Source organism: Amycolatopsis sp. NPDC051373 (assembly GCF_040689465.1).
In the GTDB taxonomy this organism is placed as follows: domain Bacteria; phylum Actinomycetota; class Actinomycetes; order Mycobacteriales; family Pseudonocardiaceae; genus Amycolatopsis.
Genome location: NZ_JBFBAE010000051.1, coordinates 1 through 22,091, shown reverse-complemented (window position 1 = coordinate 22,091; position 22,091 = coordinate 1). Strand labels below are relative to the sequence as shown.

Annotated in this window: 24 protein-coding genes; 2 read left to right on the top strand and 22 right to left on the bottom strand. The window is 63.8% G+C overall.

All coding sequences use genetic code 11. The annotated features are described in order from the left end of the window. Positions 1 to 4 precede the first annotated feature (4 nt). The 22 genes from AB0383_RS48720 to AB0383_RS48615 all read right to left on the bottom strand — a co-directional run bounded on the left by AB0383_RS48720 (position 5) and on the right by AB0383_RS48615 (position 19,842). Positions 5 to 871, bottom strand: a complete 867-nt coding sequence (locus AB0383_RS48720; protein WP_366191432.1) for a hypothetical protein — start codon at positions 869 to 871, stop codon at positions 5 to 7. Between the two features lie 25 nt (positions 872 to 896). Beyond that, positions 897 to 4,580, bottom strand: coding sequence for a hypothetical protein (locus AB0383_RS48715; protein WP_366191430.1), 3,684 nt, complete (start codon positions 4,578 to 4,580; stop codon positions 897 to 899). A 13-nt stretch (positions 4,581 to 4,593) separates the two neighbouring features. Then, complete coding sequence (locus tag AB0383_RS48710; RefSeq protein WP_366191428.1) at positions 4,594 to 4,896, bottom strand: hypothetical protein; 303 nt, start codon at positions 4,894 to 4,896, stop codon at positions 4,594 to 4,596. Between the two features lie 23 nt (positions 4,897 to 4,919). Then, complete coding sequence (locus AB0383_RS48705; RefSeq protein WP_366191426.1) at positions 4,920 to 5,333, bottom strand: hypothetical protein; 414 nt, start codon at positions 5,331 to 5,333, stop codon at positions 4,920 to 4,922. A gap of 93 nt (positions 5,334 to 5,426) precedes the next feature. Then, on the bottom strand, positions 5,427 to 6,026 hold the full coding sequence (locus AB0383_RS48700; RefSeq protein ID WP_366191424.1) for a hypothetical protein: 600 nt from the start codon (positions 6,024 to 6,026) through the stop codon (positions 5,427 to 5,429). A gap of 61 nt (positions 6,027 to 6,087) precedes the next feature. After that, a complete protein-coding gene (locus AB0383_RS48695) occupies positions 6,088 to 6,543 on the bottom strand; it encodes a hypothetical protein (RefSeq protein ID WP_366191422.1) in 456 nt (151 codons plus the stop codon). Positions 6,544 to 6,545: 2 nt separating this feature from the next. After that, positions 6,546 to 6,866: an HK97 gp10 family phage protein gene (locus AB0383_RS48690; RefSeq protein WP_366191420.1), complete on the bottom strand. Its 321-nt coding sequence runs from the start codon at positions 6,864 to 6,866 to the stop codon at positions 6,546 to 6,548. 3 nt (positions 6,867 to 6,869) lie between these two features. Continuing rightward, positions 6,870 to 7,037, bottom strand: a complete 168-nt coding sequence (locus AB0383_RS48685; RefSeq protein WP_366191418.1) for a hypothetical protein — start codon at positions 7,035 to 7,037, stop codon at positions 6,870 to 6,872. A 189-nt stretch (positions 7,038 to 7,226) separates the two neighbouring features. After that, positions 7,227 to 7,646: a hypothetical protein gene (locus AB0383_RS48680; protein WP_366191416.1), complete on the bottom strand. Its 420-nt coding sequence runs from the start codon at positions 7,644 to 7,646 to the stop codon at positions 7,227 to 7,229. Positions 7,647 to 7,712: 66 nt separating this feature from the next. Next, positions 7,713 to 8,663 carry a phage major capsid protein gene (locus AB0383_RS48675; RefSeq protein WP_366191414.1) on the bottom strand — a complete coding sequence of 317 codons (951 nt, stop codon included), beginning with the start codon at positions 8,661 to 8,663 and terminating at the stop codon, positions 7,713 to 7,715. A gap of 95 nt (positions 8,664 to 8,758) precedes the next feature. Then, positions 8,759 to 9,292, bottom strand: coding sequence for a phage scaffolding protein (locus AB0383_RS48670; protein ID WP_366191412.1), 534 nt, complete (start codon positions 9,290 to 9,292; stop codon positions 8,759 to 8,761). Positions 9,293 to 9,341: 49 nt separating this feature from the next. Beyond that, complete coding sequence (locus AB0383_RS48665; protein WP_366191410.1) at positions 9,342 to 10,484, bottom strand: hypothetical protein; 1,143 nt, start codon at positions 10,482 to 10,484, stop codon at positions 9,342 to 9,344. Further along, positions 10,468 to 11,970, bottom strand: coding sequence for a phage portal protein (locus tag AB0383_RS48660; RefSeq protein ID WP_366191408.1), 1,503 nt, complete (start codon positions 11,968 to 11,970; stop codon positions 10,468 to 10,470). The genes AB0383_RS48665 and AB0383_RS48660 overlap by 17 nt, the downstream gene beginning before the upstream one ends. Next, positions 11,960 to 13,339 carry a hypothetical protein gene (locus AB0383_RS48655; protein WP_366191406.1) on the bottom strand — a complete coding sequence of 460 codons (1,380 nt, stop codon included), beginning with the start codon at positions 13,337 to 13,339 and terminating at the stop codon, positions 11,960 to 11,962. Before AB0383_RS48655 ends, AB0383_RS48660 begins: the two co-directional genes overlap by 11 nt. Positions 13,340 to 13,473: 134 nt before the next feature. Further along, positions 13,474 to 13,956, bottom strand: coding sequence for a hypothetical protein (locus AB0383_RS48650; RefSeq protein WP_366191404.1), 483 nt, complete (start codon positions 13,954 to 13,956; stop codon positions 13,474 to 13,476). After that, positions 13,956 to 14,198: a hypothetical protein gene (locus tag AB0383_RS48645; protein ID WP_366191402.1), complete on the bottom strand. Its 243-nt coding sequence runs from the start codon at positions 14,196 to 14,198 to the stop codon at positions 13,956 to 13,958. The genes AB0383_RS48650 and AB0383_RS48645 overlap by 1 nt, the downstream gene beginning before the upstream one ends. A gap of 17 nt (positions 14,199 to 14,215) precedes the next feature. Next, positions 14,216 to 15,199 carry a hypothetical protein gene (locus tag AB0383_RS48640; protein WP_366191400.1) on the bottom strand — a complete coding sequence of 328 codons (984 nt, stop codon included), beginning with the start codon at positions 15,197 to 15,199 and terminating at the stop codon, positions 14,216 to 14,218. Positions 15,200 to 15,229: 30 nt separating this feature from the next. Next, positions 15,230 to 15,775, bottom strand: coding sequence for a hypothetical protein (locus AB0383_RS48635; protein ID WP_366191398.1), 546 nt, complete (start codon positions 15,773 to 15,775; stop codon positions 15,230 to 15,232). 564 nt (positions 15,776 to 16,339) lie between these two features. Further along, positions 16,340 to 17,164 carry a hypothetical protein gene (locus AB0383_RS48630; protein ID WP_366191396.1) on the bottom strand — a complete coding sequence of 275 codons (825 nt, stop codon included), beginning with the start codon at positions 17,162 to 17,164 and terminating at the stop codon, positions 16,340 to 16,342. A gap of 543 nt (positions 17,165 to 17,707) precedes the next feature. Beyond that, the gene (locus AB0383_RS48625) at positions 17,708 to 18,739 is read right to left on the bottom strand and encodes a hypothetical protein (RefSeq protein WP_366191394.1); all 1,032 of its coding nucleotides are present in this window, start codon (positions 18,737 to 18,739) and stop codon (positions 17,708 to 17,710) included. A 158-nt stretch (positions 18,740 to 18,897) separates the two neighbouring features. Next, positions 18,898 to 19,368, bottom strand: coding sequence for a hypothetical protein (locus AB0383_RS48620; protein ID WP_366191392.1), 471 nt, complete (start codon positions 19,366 to 19,368; stop codon positions 18,898 to 18,900). A 243-nt stretch (positions 19,369 to 19,611) separates the two neighbouring features. Continuing rightward, positions 19,612 to 19,842 (bottom strand): hypothetical protein, encoded by a 231-nt coding sequence (locus AB0383_RS48615; protein ID WP_366191390.1) that lies wholly within the window; start codon positions 19,840 to 19,842, stop codon positions 19,612 to 19,614. A 416-nt stretch (positions 19,843 to 20,258) separates the two neighbouring features. Between AB0383_RS48615 and AB0383_RS48610 the strand changes: the two genes are divergently transcribed. Both AB0383_RS48610 and AB0383_RS48605 read left to right on the top strand, forming a co-directional pair. Then, on the top strand, positions 20,259 to 20,774 hold the full coding sequence (locus AB0383_RS48610; protein ID WP_366191388.1) for a helix-turn-helix transcriptional regulator: 516 nt from the start codon (positions 20,259 to 20,261) through the stop codon (positions 20,772 to 20,774). Continuing rightward, a complete protein-coding gene (locus AB0383_RS48605; RefSeq protein ID WP_366191386.1) occupies positions 20,774 to 21,994 on the top strand; it encodes a tyrosine-type recombinase/integrase in 1,221 nt (406 codons plus the stop codon). The genes AB0383_RS48610 and AB0383_RS48605 overlap by 1 nt, the downstream gene beginning before the upstream one ends. Positions 21,995 to 22,091 lie beyond the last annotated feature (97 nt).

Here is a 22,091-nt window from a genome sequence, read left to right as displayed (position 1 = left end):
CCTTTCAGTTGCTGGCGTCGCGCCAGGTGGCGACGGTGGTTCCGGCACCCAGGCCGGTGAACTGGAACGCCCGCGATGAACCGGGCGGGAGAGTGATGAACTTCGCCGAGCCGAGCGCGCCCGTACGGTCAATGCCGTCGAGCGTCACGGGCGACGTGGAAAACGGGGAGCAGTCGATGCGCAGCGTCTGGCCGGCCACGATCGTGCCGGTGTAGCCGAGCACCGCGCCGGTGACCGGGTCCGTCCACGCCGGGTTCTGAAGGCTCGACGGTGTAGTGATGGTGAGCAGTGGCCATGTCGGCGCCGTGCCCCCGTTTGCCAGCACCATGACGTTGTTCGCGCCGCTGGTGCCCCAATCCAGACCACCACTAGTCCAGTCCAGACCGCCGTTAGCCCAGTCAAGACCATCAGTCGAACCGGTCGCCAGCGTCGCGCTTGCGGATCGTTCAGTGGTCGACAGCAAACGTCCATCCGCCGCGTACAGCGGAAGTTGCCAGGCGAACCCGCGACCGTCCTGTCGTATCGCGCACCGTGGCACGGCGGCGTCCAGCTCCACCGTGATCTGGCGGGGTGAGATCCCGTCGTCCACCACGAGCAGTGCCTGACCGCCCTCCGGGAAGATGCCGAACAGCCGGTCGCGCGCCGCCACCCGGGCCTCTCGCGTGCCGGCGTCGCACCAACCTTGGAGGGTGCCGGCGCGGGCGTCCGGGTACGAACGCGAGCGATACGCGCCCGACCCGAACGGCCGATCAACGGTGTGCGTCTTGCGGCCCAACCCGTCGGAGACGAACGAAGCACCGCCAGGCTCGATCACCCAGCGGCACCCCTGATCGTCGTCCACATTTGCCGACCACGAACCGATCGTGTACACCGGCAGGATTACCTGTGTCGGCATCTCAGAACCCCCTCGCAGCCCAAGCGACCTCACTGGAGACCGATGCGGCGATCCGCTGGGGATCCGAATCGGCCGGCGGGTAAATGTGGAAGTGCTGTTCGATTGACGCTCCGTCCGAGCCCCGACCTGTGTCCCGGCCGAACTCCTGGTTGGTGCGATCGAGGATCGCGTTCGACCGTGCGGAGTGGATGTCCCACGGGATGAACGACTCCGGGAACCGCTTGTTGTCCCCGATCAGCCGTTCCATGCCGGGCTGCACAACGGTGGCGATGTTCGGGATCCGAGGGATCACACCGCCTGTCGCCATCGGCATCACACTCGGGAAGTCGATCCCACCGAGGGCACGTGGGCCGTAGGACCGGCTGGTCGACGACCCGGTGGAGTCCACCGTGTAGGTGTAGACACCGATGTTGATCCTCTTGCGGCTGCTGTCGGCAACGAACGCGCCGATTGCTGCAACACCCGGATTGGTGTTGGCACCGACATTGACCCAACCCCACGTGCCGTTGGCCCGCTGTACCCACGCCTGCACCTGCCCATTGGCAGCATTGGGATTGGTATTCAGATTCGTCCAACCCCATGTCCCGTTGGCGTCACGCATCCACGCCTGAACCTTGCCCGTTGCCGGGTCGGTCTTCGTATCCGTGGTCGTCATGCCCCACGTACCGTCAGTCCGCTGCTGCCACTGCGTCACCGAACCAGTGGCGTCGTTGGTGTTGGCATGCACCGTCACAACCGGGTCGTAGTGGACGATGTCGTTGCGCAACTTGTCCGCGGCGTCATGGCCTTCCTTGGTATCAGCGAAGACCTTGAACGTGCCGTCCGGCAGCTGCACGACCTCCTCACCAAGAGACTGAAGAGCGTCGATCGCAGGCTGTGCCAGGGTTTTGACCTGGATACCCTTTTCGTTAGGCACCGCCTTGAGCTTCCCCTGAATATCCAGAAGCGTGTCCTGAAGCGCCTGGTCACCCTTCGCAGCGAATTGGATCGCCACTTCCTTGGGGACGAGGCCCATCTTGTCGGCCAGCGTCTTCGCCTGGTCACCGGTCAAGCCGGCTGCCTTGGCAGCGTCGACGAACTTGTCCCGGGCTCGTTGCGTGACATCTTCAACCTTGCCCATGGACGTGGTGAGGTTGTCGCCAGATGCTTGAGATTGAGCGAACGCCGCCGCGGTTTCGGTGCCCATCGTCGTCGACAAGCCCTGGAACACCGTCTCCAACGCTGCACCCTTGTTGGTGAGTCCGTTGATGCCGCCCTCGCTGTTGATGAGTTCGTCGAAGGTGCCCTTCGCTTTGGAACCGCTGTCGTGCAGATCCTTCATGTACTTGTCGGCGTCTTGGAACGCCTTGTTCGTCGCGGCCTGCGCACCGGACAGGGTGTTGTTCTTCCCCGACAACTGGTCGAGGATCGTGTTCAGCGCGCTACCCTGCTTCGTGACATCCACAGTGGCGTCACCCAGAGCCGCGAGCGCACCAGACATCACCGTCGAATCAGCAGCCGACAACTTCAACGCGTCGCCGGTGAACGAAGTAGCGTTCCCGAGCTGCCGCATCTGTCGCTGCGCCTCAGCAGTGGCCTTCGACTGTTCCTTGACTTCGGCCACCAGGTCGCGCTGACCCTGCGTATGCGCTTGAATCGCACCGAATGCGGAGCCGAGCTTGGCGATATAGTCATCGGTGCTGCCACTCGTCGACTTCACTGCGTCGTCGAGGTTCGCGTACCCGCCGGCCGAGCCACCCAGCGCAAGCGTGACAGCATCGGCCTTGCTGATGCCCGCGTCCTGCAACGCATTCCAGTCGCCCTGCGTCAGAGTGGAATCCAACACAGACCTGGCGTTCACCTGCATTTGGCCGGTGAAGTTCGCCAGCGCACCAGTGCTGCCAGTCATCGCATCAGTAGCGACCTGGCTGCTGACGCCATACTCACCCAGCAAATCAGCACCAGTCTTCTGCGACACGCCAAGCTTCTTGGTGGCAATATCGTTCGCAGCCAGGGCCCGCGTGTTCGAGGTCACCGCTCCACTACTGGAAAGGGTGCCCTTGATGTCGCCGACGGTGGCATTGAACTCAGCAGCCTTAGCCGCGGCCTCCTGGGACTTCTTGCCCCACATGTCCAGCAGCAGCCCGCCGCCCACGAGCGCCAACCCCAGCGGGTTGAACCCGCTCGACACGATCGACGACAGCCCAGCCTTGAGCTTGCTCGTGCCGCCCTTCTCGGCGTCGGCCAAAGCAGCCTTGAACGGTGTCGTCTTCTTGCCGGCATCGTCGACAGAGCCGGCGAACGCCTTGAGACCGAAACCAGTCTCACCCAACGACGTACCGAACAGCTTCGCCAGAGAGTTCGTCGCAAGCAGCGAACCGCCAAGCTGGCCAACGGGCTGTGCCCACGCACCCAACGCCGCCGTCATGCCGGAGACGATGCTCAGACCGCCACCGACAGTTCCGAGGAAGCCGGACGTGGTGCCCGTCAGCAGCGGCATACCGTTGGACGCAAGGTTGTTGGCCACGCTGAACACCTGGTTCAGCGCGCCGCCGAACTGGGGCAACACCGTGTGGCCGCCGCCGGCGAGGTTCGCCAGCAGCGTGCCCGTCTGCCCCAGCAGGTTCTCGGTGATACCGCCCAGGTCACGCATCGACGCGCCCGCGTCGTCGCCGCCCTGAGAGACGTTGGTGAAGAACTGGGAGAGGCCGGTGCCCGCCTGTGCCGCGAACGAGCGCAAGCCCTTCAGCGGTGCCTCGGACGCCTGCACAGCGTCGACCACGCCAGGCATGGCGTTCTCAGCGAAGTCGGTCGCCGCGCCCGTCAACTCGTGGATCGCCGGAGCTGAACCCTGCACAGCGGCCTGAACCGCCGGCTCGATCTTGCCCCACGAGGTCGATACATCGCCGATCGCTTGGGACAGATCGTCGCGGAGCGGGATGGCCATCTGCTGCACATCGGCCTTGACCTTGTCGGTCATGCCGGCGAACTCGTTTTGTACCTGCTCGTTGCTCGACGCTGCCCAGACTCCGAGCGCGGCGAATCCACCTGCCACCAGATCGAGCGATGCCGTGGCACCGGCAGCCCCGATGAGAGCCGCCGCGGGCAAACCTGCCGAGAGGCCGAGGAACTTCAAACCATCGAACTGGGCATTGGCACGCGCCGCTACCCGGCTCAGTTCGTCGTCGACCGCCTGGCCGCCCTTGCGGGCCGAATCACGTGCCTGCTTCTCGTCGACCTCAACAGGGATCGTGGCTTTGATCCCCGCCTGCGCGGTGGCCACCATCGCTTCGACCTGTGCCCGGAACTTCGCGGCATCGTCAGGACGCACAGGGATATCGGCGTGCAGAAGCGTCTGAGTCTTCTTCAGCGACGCCTCAAGGTCACGCCGGAACATCTCAGTGTCCGGCGTAACCGGCACGTCCAGCGCGGACGTGGCCGTGGCCTTAATGGCGGCCTGGATCTTCCGACGCCACGCGTCATCGATCGGGTTGGAAACCTCGGGCTTGATGGTCGGCTTGACTTCGCGCTCGATCTTCTCTTTGACGATCTTCGCGTTGTCGGGGTCGTTCAGCGCCGTGTCGAACTTGACGGGCTTCTCGCCCTCAAGCTTCGCTCGGATCTTCTCCTCGTCCGCCTTGGTGTTGTCCTTGAGGTTGACTTCGACGTATGCGCCAGCCAGCCTGAAGTCCCCGTCTTCCGCCACGGCGAGCCCCCTTTTATCCGATGTCGAACAACCGTGGTTGGCCGTTCAGTGGGCCGTACAAGGCCGTGGTGTTGAGGTGAGCGAGCTGCTCGGTTGACGCCGCTATCGATTCCGGGGCTACAGCGTGGGAATCGCTCTGCGCCGATTCCGCTTCTGTGCGCACAGCGTGGAGAACAGCGCCGTCGTACAGCCCAAGCCGCACCATCAGAGGAAGAAACCTCGACGCCGGAACCTGATCAATGTGGTCGATGCGGTGGAACATCGACATGTCCGACAGCACGTCGTCGAGGTGCTCGAAAAACCAGCTGACTGCCAACAGTCGCTCGTGCCACGCCTCGGTTAGGCTTTTGGGCCGATCACACCGGCGGGCAGGATACGGTCCATCAACGCCTTCAGGACCGCGTTCAGTCCGTCCTGCGTGAGGGTGTCGCAGTCTCCCAACGCGGTCCACGCCTCGTCGGTCAGGAGTTTCTGCGCAGCGAACACCATCGCTGCCGACTCACCCTCGGTGACGGCGAGCGTGTAGGCCTTCAGAGTCCACGATGGAGGCACATGCTTCGGGATGGTGTACGTGACCTCGCCGATGGTGAAAAGAGGCTCGCGGTCATCCAGCATCGCCGCGACTGCGGCCTTGCTGCCAGCGTCATCGAGAACGATTCCGAGTTCAGCCGGCGGCGTGGTCGTAGCTTTGGGGGCGCGCTTGGCAGGAGCCTTGCGAGTCGTGGTGGTCTTGCGCGGAGTTGAAGCAGCCATGATGTGGGTCCTCCCGACGGGACTTGGAAAGGGGGCAGCCCTTGCCCGCGGAGGTCGGGCTCACGCGGGCAAGGGCTGCGACTAGGGGAACGGTCAGCTGACCGCGGGGTCGATCACGCGGAACGGCGCGACCGTTTCGGAGACGAAGAACGCCTGGTACTCGACCGCCAACACCTGCTGGTTCGTCTTGTCCCAGGTGAGGTCGGTGTTGCCCGTGGGCAGCACCTTCCGCAGGATCACGCGCCGACGCTGCGTCGCACCGACAGCAGTGCGCGGCGCGATGCCGTCGATCAGCAGAGCCGCGTACGCGGGCTGCGAAGCCGACTGCTGGTAGGCCGGTTCGAGGTAGGCGTACCCGGCGCCGGTCGTCGGCGCGGAAGTGTTCCACGCGTTCTGGAGCGACGTGAGCGTCATTTCGGTCATGGACACCTTGACGGTGATCTTCCGACCGGTCAGGTTCGCACCCAGGTCATCCACGAGCTGGTCGCCGTTGAAAGGCGAGTAGGTCGGCGCCACCGAAACCGTGGTACCCCCGTTGGTCATACCAACGTCGAACCACGAGGAGGCGGCAGGGGTGGTGTTCAGCGCAGTCAGCGCGGGCTCGTTCGCAAGAGTCGGATCGAACGTGCCGAGGTAGATACGCGCCGGCCCCATCACCAAGTTAGTGGGGACCAGGCCGCTGGATCCAGCCATGTGTATCACTCCATGAGGAATCAGGGACCAAACGTCCCAATGGGATTGATGTCAGGTCTCCTCACGGAGTGCTTTTTGCGACAGGCGTCCAATTCAGGACCAGATCGAGGGTGTATCCGGCGTAGTCGCCGAAGTCGCCGTACACCCGCCGCGGTTTGCCGACCACATAAGCGGTCTTCACTTCCGCGTCCTCACTACAGTTAGGCAGTTCCAGCAACCACGGGTCGTAGCTGTAGATACCGGCCTGCACTGCGAGCGCCAGGTTCCGGGCCTTCTCCCACGGAGGACGGGCAATACCGGGCTGATTCGCCCAGGCCTGCACCAACATCACCGGGGACTCCAGCCGATACTCAGGCACGGTGTTTCCGCCGGCCCACGTCACCGTCACAAACCCGGAAGCCGCCCACGACGAGTTGTCGCTAGGCAGCTGCTCCCCCACCATCTCGGTTGAGAACCCCGGGAGTTGCGCGATCCACGCCCGTGTCACGACTTCATCGGAGGCATACACGAAAACCATCGCTACACACCCCGTTTCCGGTAGAGCGCCGGGCGCAACCAAGGTTGGGGTGGAACGATTTCTCCGGTGAAAATGGTTTCACCGTCCGGTCCCGCGTACCCGACACGGTGACCTTCCTCGACGTACAGCCCGTAGTTCAGCTCAGTGCCAATCCTGGCCGTCTCACCGCGGATCTCAGAGTCGACCGAGTCACGAAGATGGCCGGTATCGACGGGTGCGAGTGCGCGGGCATCCTCACGGACTTCGCCGACCAACTGGCTGTACCACTCTCGGACATCAGCCGCGATCTGTTCACGCCAGTTGCTGTCGGGGTCGTACTCCACGAGTCACCCCCCGTCGTCGCCGATGCGTTTCAGCTCCAACTCGACATCCCGCACACGGCCGGGTGTCCGTGGCCGTGTGACGTTCTGCACGAGGTACAGCCCACCGTTGGTGTCGTCGCGGATCCGGTCGCCGGTCAGGATGTCGGTAGTGGACGGGACCGTGCCGGACACGACCCGCACCACACGCGGTGTCTGCGTAGCCTGGTCCCACACCCTCGACGTACGTTCATCGACAGCGAGAAGCACACCGCTCGCTGCCGGGTTGATGTTGTCCGGCACCGGGTTCCCGTAGTCCGGATCCGGTGCTGTGCCGCGGAAGATAGACGCCCGACATGTCGCTAGTGCCCACACGGCAACCTCCTACAGCGGTTCGTAGTGGCCCCATAGGCTGTTGTCGTCACGCCCGAACCTGCCGTACTCGTCGGCCGCTCGAACATGGAGAGATCGCGACTTGAGCCACGACACCCGTTTGAGGGCCCACCGTGCGTCAGGGGCGAGAACGATCGCGGTCTCGGTGTACATGCTCCGGTTGGTCGCACCACCAGCCTCGGTCATTTCGAGACGTTGGAATGCGTCCGGTTGGGCAACCAACCATGCCGCCTGGTATGCGACAGCGAGCTTCAACCAATACTGGTCGCGGTCACTGATCATCGCTTTGTCGGCGTAGACCCGAGACGTACGCACGTCAATCTGTGCCTGCGCCGCGGCAAGGTCTTCGTCCGTGACCGTGATCTTGGTGTACGTCAGTACATCGTCTACCGTGGCCCATGTTTCCGCCATCGCGCCTCCCTCCAAGCGAGGGGCCGTACGGTGCAATACCGCACGGCCCCATCACAGGTCGTCTTGTCAGGCGCTGACCAGCATCGAGAACGCACCCGGCGCGCCCGGCGCGAACGCCTTACGGGCACGGAAGTACAGGACGTTCTCGTCAGTGTCGACGCCGATGCCGTTGGTGCTGTCCTGGAAGTTCAGGGCCAGCGGGTTACGGTCACCGACCTGGAGGAACTGCCGGTTGCCGAACACGATGAACGGCTTGCCGGTCGGGGTGTCCGAACCGGTGGCGCTGGTCTTCGCGCCGAGCGACCACTGGAGGGTGTGGCCGAACAGCTTCAGCCCGCCGCCCTGGCCGCCGCCCGGGTCACCGCTGGTCGACTCGTTGAAGATCGGGCGCTGGTTGCCGTCCACGATGCCGCGCAGGATTGAGGCAAGCCCCGGGTGCGCGATCACGACAGTCTCGGCCGGGTCGAAGAAGTCGCCCACCTCGTACAGACCGAGCGCGGCGTTCAGCGCGGCGTAGGTGAACCCAGTGGGCGCATTAGCCGCCGACGTGCCGATCGTCAGGTTGGCGTTCGCGGTGTAGCCGGTCGTCGCGTCGGCCTGCGTGAGCAGGTAGTACAGCGAGTCGAAGCCCCACCCACTCGTCGCCTTCGACGCGGTGACACCGAGGCAGATGTTGTCGAACAGCTTGCCGTAGGACGTGGCAGCGTCGGTGCTCTTCGTCTTGACGATGGACGCGAGCGAGTCGCTCATGTCCTCTTCGGCGATGGTGACCTTGCCACCGATCTTGTCCGTGTTCAGCAGCACCGAGTCGTTGCCGGTGGAGTCCGCCGGCGCGCTCTGCGACTTCGCCCAGCGTCCCAGGTGGACACCGCCCGAGCGCGGGGTGTACTTGGTGTTCGAGCCCATCGGCACGTGGTGGCCGAACCGCTCGACAGCCGAAGCCTGCTGAACCTTCTGGATGACCTCGGGGTTGGTCTCGATCGGGATCCAGCCCGCACCGGTAAATGCGACAGCCATGATGGCTCTCCGTTTCTTGAGGGATAGTAGGAAAAGTCACCGCGATCCCTCACGGGTGCGGCTGGGTTTGCCCTCACGGGCTTCTGGGTGTGGACTCAGCCGCCGTACTGCTCGGCGATCTGGTCCCATGGGTCCTTCTCAGCGGTAGCCGGGGGCTTGCCGCCAGGCGTGAGCTTCGCGGGTTTCGGCTTCGCGCCTTCACCGTCAGCTCGGAAGAATTCCGGGTACGCGGACTTGACGCGTTTCACTTCGGCATCAAGGCCCGTGATCTCGCCGTCATCACCGATGTCCAACCTGGACAGATCGATGAGACCGGCCAGAGCGCCCACCCGATCGGTGCGGGCGTCTGCTTCGAGAAGGGCAGAACGAGCTGATGCCTTGACTGCTACGGGCTTGTAGCGCGAAGCCGCAGCCTCTTTGGCCTCACGCTTCGCCTTCTCCGCTTCAGATTCGTTCTTCTGCTCCAGCTCGCGGAGCGCGACGCGACGTTTCGCGGACTCCGCATTGACCTTCGACAGGTCCGCTTGCAGCTTCTCGTACTGTTCCTTCGTGGGAGGCGTCCACTCGATCTCCGTACCCGTCGCGGGCTCGGTGTCCTCGGTGGTCGTCTCGGGGTTTTCCTCGGCCATCTAGGCGTACTCCTCTTGGGTTTACGCGCCGTGCTCTCGCTGACGCGGTTCAGCGGGCGGTAGGAACCGACCGGGTGGTGAACGTGCCCTTGCGGAGGGCTCGTTCGGCCCGCTTCTTCACCGAGGCCGGCACTTGCCAACCAGACGGGGCGCGGGAGTTCTTGCCTGTGCCGATCGCAGCTAGGAGGCGATCGGCGGCTTGAATACGCACCTTCTCGCCCTCACTGGGCAATGCGTATCCGTTCAGGATGGAGCGTTCCGCCTCGCGGCGTAGCGCCGCGGGAAGGTCGAACGATGCGGAGTCCGCGGCAGCAGCCGCGGCACGGCGAGCAGCGTCGACCGCGACCTGATCTCCGCGGGCCTGAGCTTCCTTGATCGCGTCAGCCCAATCGTGGGTGACGGACAAGGCACCTTCGGTGTCATGACCGAACCAAGGGGAAAGCCTGCACCTGCAATTCGGGTGCCGAGCCGGGCCTTTGAGCACCCCACCCGGCGGTCGCTGCGCCTTCTTCCCGAAGGTCAGCCGCCAATCGAACTCGCCATCCCAGTCGACGACCCGACCAGAGAGGGCCAGGCAGTCGACGCAGGCGTCACGTTCGGCGACCCACACCAGGCGAGCGCCGGCTTCTTTAGCGGCGGCGCGAATGCCCTCGTTGAGTTCGTTGTTCCAGGTGGTGCGCGCCGTGCGCTCCAGGATCGCCTGAGCCTGCCGAGCCACTGACGCCTGACGCAGAACCTCAGCAAGGTCTGCTTGCTCCAGACGCTTCAGTTCATCGGCACCAGTGGCCAGCTTCTCCTGAGCCCACTTGACACCACGGTCGATCGCGTCACGCGTTTCCTGCGACACCTCGCCGGGGTTCGTGAGAGACGGAATCCCCGCCTCTCGTGCCCCCTGGTCTGCGCCCATCAGCCGTGCACGCTGTGCGTGGTGCAATAACGCGTCAGCTGGGTCTAACCCGATGCCGACGATCTTCGCTGTCAGCTCATCCAACAGGTCGCGAAGCCTGCCGCCTTCAGCCTTCTCGGTGGGCTTGCCGAACAGGCGAGCCCACGTGCGGAGGATCCATCGCCACAACGCGGTGAACACCGAATCGACCGGGCCGACGACATCAGAGACAGCCGCGTCTTCACCGGCCATCGCCTGTTCATCGTGCTGTCGGATCAGGTCCCGCGGGTCACGCGGCGTGGTCATCGGAGAGGTCGCCGATCAACTGCGAAACGATGGCGTCGACTGTCGACTTGTCGAGTACGCCAGCGGCCACAGCAGTGCTCAGGTCGCGGACAGCAGAACCAAGTTGCGCCAACAGCTCCACCTTCTGTGGTAGGCCACCGTCGCCGCTGTCAAGCCAGTCCTCAACGTCGGCCGCCTTGTAGCCGGCTTCCACGAGGGAGTGACCGACCGGGACACCGAGTTCTTGCTTCTGCTTGGCCTGGCTGAGCTTTGTGGTCTCGTCGGTCGACTCGATCGGCGCCCACGCCAACGTCACCGGCGCGTCGTCCTCACCGAGCAGCTTCAGCACGAACGAGTAGAACCCGCGCCACGTGCCGTCGAACGAGGTCTTGCGTGCACCCGCCTTGTCGTCCAGCGGTGCGTTCGCCGTCTTCAGGCTCTCCCCGCTGGGGATCTGCCCGGTGCGGTCGAACATGTACAGCGGCGTCGAGCTGACCAGCGCACCCTCTCGCAGGTACGCCTCACGCGGGTCGAGGAACGCCTTCGGGTCAGCCGGCGGGAACTCGCCCACCTGTTTGATGCCCATCAGGTCCCAGATAGATCCGGGCTCGCTGGACAGGGTCGACGGCTTGTCGATCCGGTTCCGCGGAAACTGGGCTTCCGGGACAGTCGCGAAGTCATCGGGGTCAAGGTCAGCGGACTCGGCGGTGTCGCTACCAGCCTCCCGCAGCGCCCAGCGCTGAGGCAGGGCGTGGTAGTCCACGGAGGACATGTGCCCGATCTTCAGTTTCAGCAGCGTGTCCTGCGTGCCGTAGAAGCTTTTATGCTCCGGTTCGCCGTACTCCCCGGGCAGACCAGTGCCATGGAAGTGGTGCAGCGGAATCTGACCGTACGGGTTCGCTTCGACAGCGTCCCGACCATCCGCGGCGTACGGCTCGAAGTCTGTCGGCCGCATCGCTTTGCTACCGTCCACGCTGGACAGGTAGTGCTCGATCCGATCTTCGTAGCACAGGTCAACTCGGACGCGTTTCCCGAACTTCCACCGCTGGATCCCGAACTTCGGCTGAGTCGGGTTCTCGTCGTCGTAGATGATTCGTGCCGTGCGGGCGTCGTGGACGCTGATGCACACCTTGCCCGGGACCGGATCGCCGTTGTCGTCGAGCACCGGCCACGCCGACAGGTAGCTGTCGCCCTGCTGCAACGCACGCCGCATCACCGCAGGCCGCACGAGAGCCATCGAGTTGTCCTCGTCGACCTTCGCGATCAGCGCGGTACGGTCATCGCTGTCGCTCGTGATCGCAGTGATCTTCAGCTTGTTCGCAACCGCGTCGATGATCACATCACCCAACAGGGCCTGAAAGTTGACGCGCTTGTCGAACAGAAGACGACGCATCCGCCGCGACGCGAACACCTCATGCACCGGGCCTTCGCTGTACGCCACAGCCTTCTGATAGCCGGGTGCCGCGGCGGCCATTGCATCAAGTGCCACACCGAGATCAGTCGTCATCGTCGCCCCCTCCACCCATTCCGCCCGCCTCACGGGCACGGACCACACGCGGTCGCTTGTCGTTCTTCAGGAACACCTCGACACCCGAGCCGACACTGTCCACAAGATCGTCGAAATCGGAGAGAGGGAAACGGATCATCTGGCCTTCGAGGGCAGGGATGCGCTTCTCGTGGAACACGCGGCCCTGCTGGTATTTCGCCAGCAGTGAGCCGGCGCGGACTTCCTTCGGCTGTGTCTGGTGCACGGTGGTCACATCGACCGGCATGTCATGCAGGATCGCCCTCCAGGTGTCTCCACCCTGGTTCGTTTCGATCAAGATCCCCGCGATGTCCGGATACTGGTCGAGGATCTGCAAGACACGGGCGCGCATCTTCTCGCCGGGAGCTATCCGCACCTGCCAGGCATCGCGGACCACGCACACACGTTCGGTGTTGGAGTAGCCGATGACCGACAGACCGGTGTAGTCGGACTTCTCCTTCGCCGTGACCGCAGGGTCAATCGACAGAAGCTGGTGCGTGATCTGCACGTCGTCCCGGTAGACGAAGTCATCACCGGACCAGAAGGCGGAGTCCGCGGCCGTTGGCTGGTTGCGGTACTGGCTCTGGAACGACCTGGTGTGCCGGTATTGGTTGATCCACGACATCGGGTACCGCTGTGGCCACGCCGACCGCTCAGAGCCGTCGTCGTTGGTCAAGACGATGTCGTAGTACCTCGCCACAAACCGTTCGTCATCAACCCACTCGGGGTACTCGTCGCCGCGTTGCTTGGCGGCGATGTCGTCGATGATCGCCCCGGGCATCGCGACGGTGCCGGCCAAGGTGACCGATGCGTTCGGGTTCATCGGGAGCACACCAGACGTGATCGTCTTCAGGCGTGATTCCTTCTGATTCGGGGAGTAGTTGCCCTCAGTGCCTTCAACGTCGTCGAGGATGATGTGGTCCGGGCGGCGACTTCCGACCTTCAGGCCGAGCACCTTCGAGTCGATGCCCTTAGCGGCGAAGATGAACCCGCTGGCAGCCACATACATTGACTGCGTGTCAGACACTGCCGTCCCCTTCGGGCGACGCGCAGGTTGACACAGATCCGGGAAGTCGAGGCGCAACAGCTGGTTGTGCTCCAACTCGCGCTTGAAAGTCGAGAGGTGTTCTTCAGCTTGAGTGGCACTGTCCGCGAATGCCGCCAGGAACTTCCGCCACTGGTGGGCAGCCAGCCACATCGGGACAGCCAGGAACCAAACAGTCGATTTGCCTAGACCACGTGGTGCGACGATCGCGTCTCGCATGCTCATCGGATCGACTGACGCAATCGGACGGATGTATCGGCGTGCCAGCTGAAACCAGTCAACGTGCGGTTCACCGAACGAGATCACGTTGCCTGTCTCAGAACTCTTCAGGTGGTGACTGAGGTACACCAACGCGAAGAGCATCGGCCTGGTTCGGGTGAGTGCACGTCGACCCCGAGTCGTCTTCAGCAACTCGGGGTCGAACTGCCGCAGGTACTCCGCTACGCCTTTGGGATCAAGTCCGGGATGTGAGTCCATGTGACCCCCCGAACGGCGTAGGAGATCGCCGGCCGGGACACCCCGTAGTCCTTCGCGATCTCGCCGTGCTTCTCGCCCATCCGGGCACGCTCACGGATGAATGGAATGTCCTCGTCGGTCAGCTTCGCCGTGTGGATCCGCTCCCCCCGAGCACGCTCCTCATAGGTCGGCTGGCGGTCAAGGTGGCCACCGTCGAATTGCCCGGTGGCGATGAACGCCCTCATCCGGTCTGACTGAGTCCCCGCGTACAGGTGGGTCGGCTCGACGCACCCGCGGTGGCCACAGGTGTCCATGACGATCTGGCCTTCCAGGATCTCCCCGTGGTGCGTCTCGAACACCTGGCGACGTGCCAGAATCGTGAGGTGCCCGCGGCGGATGACCGGGTAGCCGTTGCCGGTGTAAGTGCCGCCCCATATCTGGCAAGGCGCGTCGACTCTTGAAGTCATCAGTAGACCTTGAATTCGACGGGCACGAGCTTCGAGTGGTCGAGCATGTGGCGGATGCAGCGCACCGCAGGATCCGTGTCAGGCTTGCTCATGATCTCAGCGGCGAACGCCAACTCGGCGACGTTGAACAGGTGCGCGTACTCGACATCACCATGCGCGTGGCAATCCACGCTGACGATCTCACGCTTGACTCGTTTGATCTCGTCGATTCGACCAGCGACCTTCTCGAACACGGTAGCCATTTGATCTCCCTACTTCCCTACTGTTGGTATGCGTTCTCCCAGAGAGCCGCGTTGGCTTCGATAGTCCGAGTCGTCGCCCATTCGCGGGCCTGCTTGCCCAGCAGTTCGCGGTACTCGGGGTTCGTCGTCAAATCGTGCAGCGCTTCGGTCCACTGCGCCGGCGTCGAGCACGCAAGGTTTGGGCCACGGTGCTCGGAGGCGTAGGGGCCCGTGTCGGACGTGATCGTCGGGATCCCCAACGCCGACATCTCCACCAGAGCAAGGTCTGACTTGGAGTCGTTGAACACGCTGGGGCGAAGTGGAACCACGGACACGTCGAAGTCGATGGCACGGAGGAAGTCCGTGACATCCTCGTGCCAGTCAGACCAACGGGTGTTGCCGTGTCGAGTCGTGACACGCGGGGTCTGGTCCGCGCCCATCGAATGGAACTCGACGCGGGATCGGTACTTCGGGTGTTGCAGGAAACGGCGCAACGGTGCGGCCAACTCCCCGAAGTCGCGGGAATGGGATGTGCCGCCGCGCCAACCGATCGTCAACCGGTCTGGGTTGCCGCTTGCTGGCTTGGTGTGGTCGAGCAGCCAACCCGGGACTTGGTTCGGCAGCACTCGCACATCGCTGTTCCAGGCGCTCAGTCGCTCCGCCAGCGTGGCCGTCGTGACGGTGACAGTGTCAGCTGCCTCGACACAAGCGCGTAGGTTCTGGAGAAGCTCAGGGCCGTAGAATCTGGCCGCTGGCTTATTGGAGGGGTCGATGCTCCAGAGGTCGTCGTCGATCTCGAACACCGTCTTCACGCGACCCTCGCGGCAGTGCCGCAGGAACATGCCGGTCGGACCGGGCAAACACGTTCGCTGCGTCACCAGCACGTCCAGGTCGTCGACCGAGACCGGCATCGAGTCCTGAACTGTGACCTGATGCCCTCGCTCAGCCAACGCAGCCATCGGCCACTTGACCCTGTACACCCCGCAACCACTGTGGTCGGCGACGACGCCACTGATCCGCACGGGAGGATCACCTCCCGTGCCACGTCTCAGTTAGTCGCTGCCATCACGAATGGCCGCCTCATCGGAATCAGCGTCTGCCTCAGCGGCTTCGATCAGGCTCAGCACGTCCGGCGCGATCTGCTCCACGCGAGACTCGATCTCCGCTCTCGCCGGCGCATCCAGGCCCAGCAGCTTCGACTCCCGCTCAGCGATCCTCAGCAGGCGATCGACCGCGGCAAGCACCGGACCGTCATCCTCAAGGGGCTGCTTCTCCTCGTCGTCCCCCATGTAGACGACACGCCCTTGAGAGACCGTCCAATGCTGGGTCTCCAACACCTTGATCACGGCGTGCCGCATGCTGTCCAACTGGTCCAGCTGCATCGTGCGGTACTCGGCAGCGAAAGGCGTAACCCGGCTGTCCGCCTCAGCGGAGATCAGTTGGCGCACCGCTTCATGGGACACGCCCTCGTAGCCTTCGGCCTGCATCTGCGCTGAGATCGCGCGAAGAGACAGTCCGCGCAGCTTCAACTCATAGGCGCGAATCTGCTTCTCTGCCTTCGCCGCGGGGTTGGCGCGTGACTCGTTCCGGGCAGCCATCTGTCAACTCCCCATGTGTCCACGTTTGCGTTCGAAAGTGCGTCATTTGACGCACCTGAGGGCAGCTACCCATGGCCAGCGGTGAATCCCCAGGTGGGAGGGGTATTCGCCCCGGATTTCACCCGAGTTGGCCAGCGGCCTGACTAGGCGTTTCAAAGGCGGGTGGCCTTGCTGTCGGCGTCATCCCCCGACCACGCTTTGGTTGAAGTGGAAATTTCCACTTCGCCGCCTTCATGGTGATGGTCATCCGTGGCGCCCTACCGAGGCTGTGACCGGGAGCCAGCGCCGACGCGGGTAGGGGACGCGTCGGCGCTGGCTCAACCGGGGTACGAGAAAGACCCCTGGCGGCTACTGCCTTCCAGGGGTCTTATCGGGACAGTTCGTCCATTAAAGCAAATACTATCATTCAGCGTCAGACGAAGGCAAGGAATCCTGCGGCAGTCTCAAGGTGATGGTGCTCACTTCGCTGGGTACACATTCGTCCAGTTAGACACATTCTCTCATCGAGGCACGCGCCAAGTCCAGGGAATCTCGGCCGTTGTGCGCGCAATCACTTTAACTGTCTCAAGCGGCGCAATTGATCGAAGGCGCCTGGTTCGCCAGGAAGATGTCCAGCACATCCCCCACCCGATACGTCGGATGGCCTCGCTGGTCTCGTCCAACCGCGACCAGTTTCGGCGGCAGCTGCACACCGCCCACCATCCGGGGCCGGCCATATGTACGGATGGTCGCGGAGGCGATCGCGATTCCCACAGCGGCGAGAACCTGAGAAGCACGTGTGGCATTCATGCACGCGTCAGCAACCTGGCCGGCGAGGAGGTCACGGCGTTCTGCCGCATCCCATTCGGCGCCGCACGTACGACACCAGACTGTGACAGCATCGGATGGCGCATAGAGGGCCTGGAGGCACACGCCGATGTCCAGGGGCGCACCGCACTCGCCCCGGTAGCTGAGGCTGGCGGGTAGGTCGATCACACGACGGGCGTTTCGGGTTTCCCGGGCGAGGTCCTCCCACATGTCCCCAGCGCCGTCCAGGGACGCGATGAGGGCGGGGAATCGCGCCATCCACTCACACGCAGCCTGCACCGTCTTCGGCGGGGACGACAGATGCTTGTTGGCGGAATGGAAGGTGTGCGCCCAGTGCCAGACGACCCGCTCCAGGGCGCGCAGCGTTTCGCTAGCGGCTTCGTGGAACATCACCGGTGTGGTGACACCGCGACGCCCCTCCGTCGAGCCCGAGACCTTGTGGCGCCTCGCCAGCGTGATCTCCAGATCAGCGTGGAGGTCGGGCACTGACTTCAGCGCGGCCACCAACTCGGCGGTATGGCCGGCGCAGATGACATCCTGCGTGGGACGACCGCAGGCCCCTACCGTGCACTGGTTGTCCATGGCTTCCATCCTCCCTTCGAACTACGACAAGAAACTGTGCTCGGCGAGAGGCGGCGACGGAGTCGTCGCGGGGTAGTTCGGACTCGAAGGGCTCGGAGCTAGGAGTAGGAGTTAGAAGCAAGGAGTAGGGCATCAGAATCGAATGCCATAGTTCCCCAGGTTGTGCCATACCCGATGCCACACCCAATGGCATAGATTCCAGCAGGGATGCCATGCGAAGCACTTGCTTCGGCTTTGCTTCAGCTTGTTGCCAAGCAAGTGCTGTTTTCCACGATCGCCGCAGGTAGGTGACGCATGTCCCCTGGGGACACAACCGGGACTCCCCGAGGGACTCCTGGAGGACACCGTGAAGACTCGATGAGTACGCACTGAGCGATCCTCGCGAATGTTCGCGAGCCCTCCCGAACCCCTCGCGAGGGTCTCGCTAACCCCTCGCGAACGGTTCGTCCCAAAGGTCTCGGATCGAGAGGTCTGCACCCGCCGGCGTGCAAAGAAGTGCAAGACGCACGCCGACGAGTGCAGGGATGACGGGGCTTAGAAGCGTCACGCGGCGGTAGCCGGTGAACGGAGCTTAGCCTTCTCGTCCACGAACTCGTTCGCCCACTTCACAGCATGTGCGCGAACCTGATCCAGCAACGCCCCGTGGTCAAGGCCCTGGAACGTTGGGTCGTCATGCTTCTGCACGTAGCTCTCCAGCGCCGCCTTGATCGCGGAACCACCCGGGTGCTTCTCCCCCTCAATCGAGGTGCCATCCACATCCCAACCCCGCATTGAGAACTGGTAGTAGTCCGCCCCGTTCTCCCTCACCACGGCCATCCAGACGCTGGTCAGCTCCCGGGTCAGCGCCTTGATGCCTAGCGGCTTCAGCTTTCGGATCATCGCCGCTGTGCGCTTCTCCTCCCCAGCCTTGTCTTTGACGATTTGACTGGCCGGCGCGGACGAAGTTCGGGCCTCCGCGAGAGCGCCCCCACTGGAAGTGCGGAAATCTTCCTCAGTCTTCTGGGAAGAATCAGTCTTCTCACTACCGTCTTCTATTATCCCCTGGGTTCCCGTAGACGGATTCCCAGTCGATGGGTTGACCTCGGTGTTTGTGGTGTTTCCGCTGGTCGGGTCCATCGACGGGTTTCCAGTGGATGGCGGAACCCCTATCGAAGGGTTCCCGGAAGGGTTCCCGAAGGGTTTGGGAGGGGTTCCCGAGGATGTCGCGGAACCTCCGTCGTCTGCGTCGGAACTTCCGACGCATCCCGCCACCACAAGCGGGGCGTTCACTGGGTCAGCGGTGACACGCCAAGACCACAGCCACTTCCCGTGGTCGCCTCGGTGCTTCTCCCGGACAAGGTAACCGGCCGCTTCCAGTTCCTTAAGTCCACGGGTAACGGCGTCGCGCCCTTCCAGCATCGAGCGGTCCAGTTGGGCGCGGTCGCAGCGCCATCCGTTCGGAAGGCTCAGGAAGTACTGGAGCAAGCATCTGGCAACCGCGTGGAGCGGAACCGGGAGCTTTCCGCGCACGAAGTCGTTGGCCAGGATCAGGAACCGATCCTGTGGCTGTTCTGCGCGGTCGACTGTGAAACTCATCGGCCACCGCCCACAAGGCGAGAATTGACGGCGGTTGGTGTGCTATCCTTGGAATGCAACGAAGGTCTCCTACCTTTGCGTATAGCGCGGGCGGGTGCTATGAACACCCGCCCGCGCAAACATCATTTTACTGCACGGATACGACGGGTTTTGTTGATCTACGCAGCCTGGTCATCCGCGGGCTCTGAGTTGCGAACGTCCCACGCGTGCCCTTCGGGCGTCGCCACCCAGACCACGTGGGCGCGACCGCCGTGCTTGCGCGTGCGTCCCGAGTCCACGACGTGACCGCTCTCGACCAGTTCCAGCCGGCGTGGTCGTGCCGAGTTCGGACTGATGCGGCACCGTTTGGCGATCTGCACGTCCGTGAGTCCACCGGCGTCAACGATCGCGGTCAGGACTGTGCCGCGCTGCGTGCCAATCCTCGGTGCGATGGCAGCGGCAGCGGCGGCGGACGTGGACCGCGGGTTCGCCGCAACGCGGCCCTCTCCCGCCGCCGTGACTTCGGCGTCGCGGATCCGTGCGGCCTCCGCTTGTGCGAACTCCAAGCGCTCCAACGCGTCAAGGATCACCGCCTGCGCCGTATTCAGCGAGGCTTCACCGGCGCGGACCGCGGTGAGCTGTTCGGACACGACCTGGCGGGCACGCCGGACCGTGAAGATCGGAATGACATTCGCTTCAGCCACGGCGGGCCTCCTCAGCCTTGTCGAGCGTCGTGATGGCGACCTCGACGATTTCGATCAAGTCGTCCAACTTGCGCTCGATCGAGGCGAGCTGTTCCAGGACGGTGTCCATGGATTCGTTCTCCCTTATCTGGATATGGCGCTAGCCGCCGGGATCGCACCCGGCGGCTAGCGTTTGTGTTTCCTGTCTGGTCAGGCGGCGTCGCGTGTCGCGAGGGGGGCGACACCCGACGCCTGTTCAGCCAACGCGGCAATCTCGGCAAAACGCGTAGCGCGCTCATCGCCGGGAGGCGCGGTCCTGGCGCGTTCGACAGCCTGGAGGATCTCGTCCTCGTTGACCTCGAACCCGCGGCGCCGACGGCACTCCGCGACGGTCGCAGCAAGTTCTAGCCAGCAGTCCTTGCTATTCTCGATGCTGGGCATCGTTTAACCTCCGAGTTGTCGATGTCCGGGGCGCCTCGGCCGGCAAGCATGGGGCGCCCCTCTTATGTTGTTAGGCGGCGTTCGCCGTCGGCGCTCCCCCACGGATCCAGGTGTCCGCGTCGTCCGCGTGCACCCGCCACGAGGCGTTCACACGCGCCTGTGAGCCTCGCAACCCGCCGCGCCGGAGCGCGATCAGCACACTTTTCGGGTGCCGCTGCGCCAACTCAGCGACCTGCTTCACGGTCAGCCACGGGCCAACCAGTACTTCACCCGCCATCTCAAACCTCCCGTCCCCTGGCTTCCGCCAGACGGTTGAATCTCAACCTCTACCAGATTAACCCATCGAGGGGTAGATTGCAACCTTGGGGAGGTTGTAGGATTGGATAGGAGCATCAGCGATACGGAAGGGACATGGCGTGGAGCCCGAACAGGACACCCACGAAGCCAACCTCCTGGTTCAGGAGATGCTGGAGCAGGAGCTGACCGACAGTGACACCAGCGGGGCAGCCCATCGATTTGAGGAAGTGATCGGCCTCAAGATCCGGGAACTCCGGATCGAGAGGGGATGGTCCCAGACGACCGTGGCTGATCGGATGCGGAACCTCGGGTTCGACCTGCACCAGACGGCGATCGCAAAGATCGAATCAGGGAAACGGCCGATCCGAGCGAACGAGGTTTACGCCTTGGCGCTCGTCTTCGGCCTACCCATCCAGGCGCTCTGGTACTTGCCCGTCGCCGGGGAACCACGGTCCGTGGAGATGCTGCGCCACGAGCTGGAAGAGGTCGATAAGCACATCGAGACCATGAATGAGTCGCTTCAGACGCTCATCGGTGTGTACGCCGACGCGCAGACCGAACGCATGAGGCTCGCCAAGGCGATGAACGAGGCAGCAGTCGAGTTTCAGACGCAAGCAAGAGAGGAGGATTCCTAGTGCCGAGCACTGAGAAGCTGCCGTCCGGCCGATATCGCGGCCTGTTCCGCGACGCCGACGGCAACAAGAGGCGTGTGCCCGGGACGTTCGGACGGAAGAGTGACGCGAAGGACGCCGCGGTCGAGGCCGAGGGCAAGGCGAAGAGACAGGCCGCGGCGTCGAAGGGCACGCTGTCGGCGCGCACGCCGTGGGGCGAGTGGTGGGAGATCTTCAGCGCGGACCGCTCGTTCGACTCGGACCACGCGATCAACGTGCGGAACAACGTCAACAAGCACGTGCTGCCCAAGTGGGAGAACACCGCACTGAACGCGATCACCCGCTTCGGTGAAGACACCGGCGTGCAGGACTGGGTCGATGACCTGGTTCGGCAGGCGTACAAGCCCTCGTACGTGAGGAACATCGTGCAGCCCTTCACCGCGTCCATCAACGCGGCGGTGGAGCGGCGGATCCTTACAGCGTCACCGTGCGCAGGCCTCAAACTTCCGAAGCTGACGAAGGGAGCGAAGCCCTACGTATCGGAGACGCACCGAGACAAGATCGCACCGAAGATGGGTGCGGTGTACGCCGATGCCGTCGACTTCATGTTGGAAACCGGGATCCGGCCCGGTGAGTTGGCCGGCCTCCACGCGAACCGACTCGACTTGGACGGCCGGTGGATGCTCGTCAAGGACGTGTACCTCTACCGCCGGAAGTTGATCCGGCCGTGGCCGAAAGACGGCGACGACCGAGAGATCCCACTGTCCGCACGGGCAGTCGAGATCGTGCGTCGACGTTTGGACGGCCGTGAGCTTGCCGGCGGGTGCGGCTTCGACCACATCGGAGGTGCGGTGTGCACGAGCGTTCTCGTGTTCCTCACGCCGGATCACCGTGTCGTCCGGCAGAACCAGATCACGCGGCAGATGCAGAAGGCCGCAGCCGTCGTCAAGATCGACAGCCGCTCTGGGTACGCGAGCCGTCGCGGGTTCGCTACGCGGGCGATCGACGGCGGAGCCGATGTGTTCGCGGTGAAGGCGATCATGGGGCACGCCGACTTGGAGGAGCTGGCTGGCTATGTGCAGCGCACCCCTGAGGCTCGGGCCAAACTCTTGGCTGCGCTCGGTGAACGTACCGAGCTGAAGTCCGTTCCAGACGTGGGACCGCGTGGGACCGACCGTGGGACGGACCCCGATAACCAGGCACTCCCACAGGCTCCGTCAGACGGTGCCGAGAATGTATCCTGACCAGCACGAACAGTCTAAGAAACTACCAACCGTCCGCACATGCTCTGATTGACGTTTCCCCAGCCTGAGCCGGAGTGAGCAGCCCCGACCTCTGCTC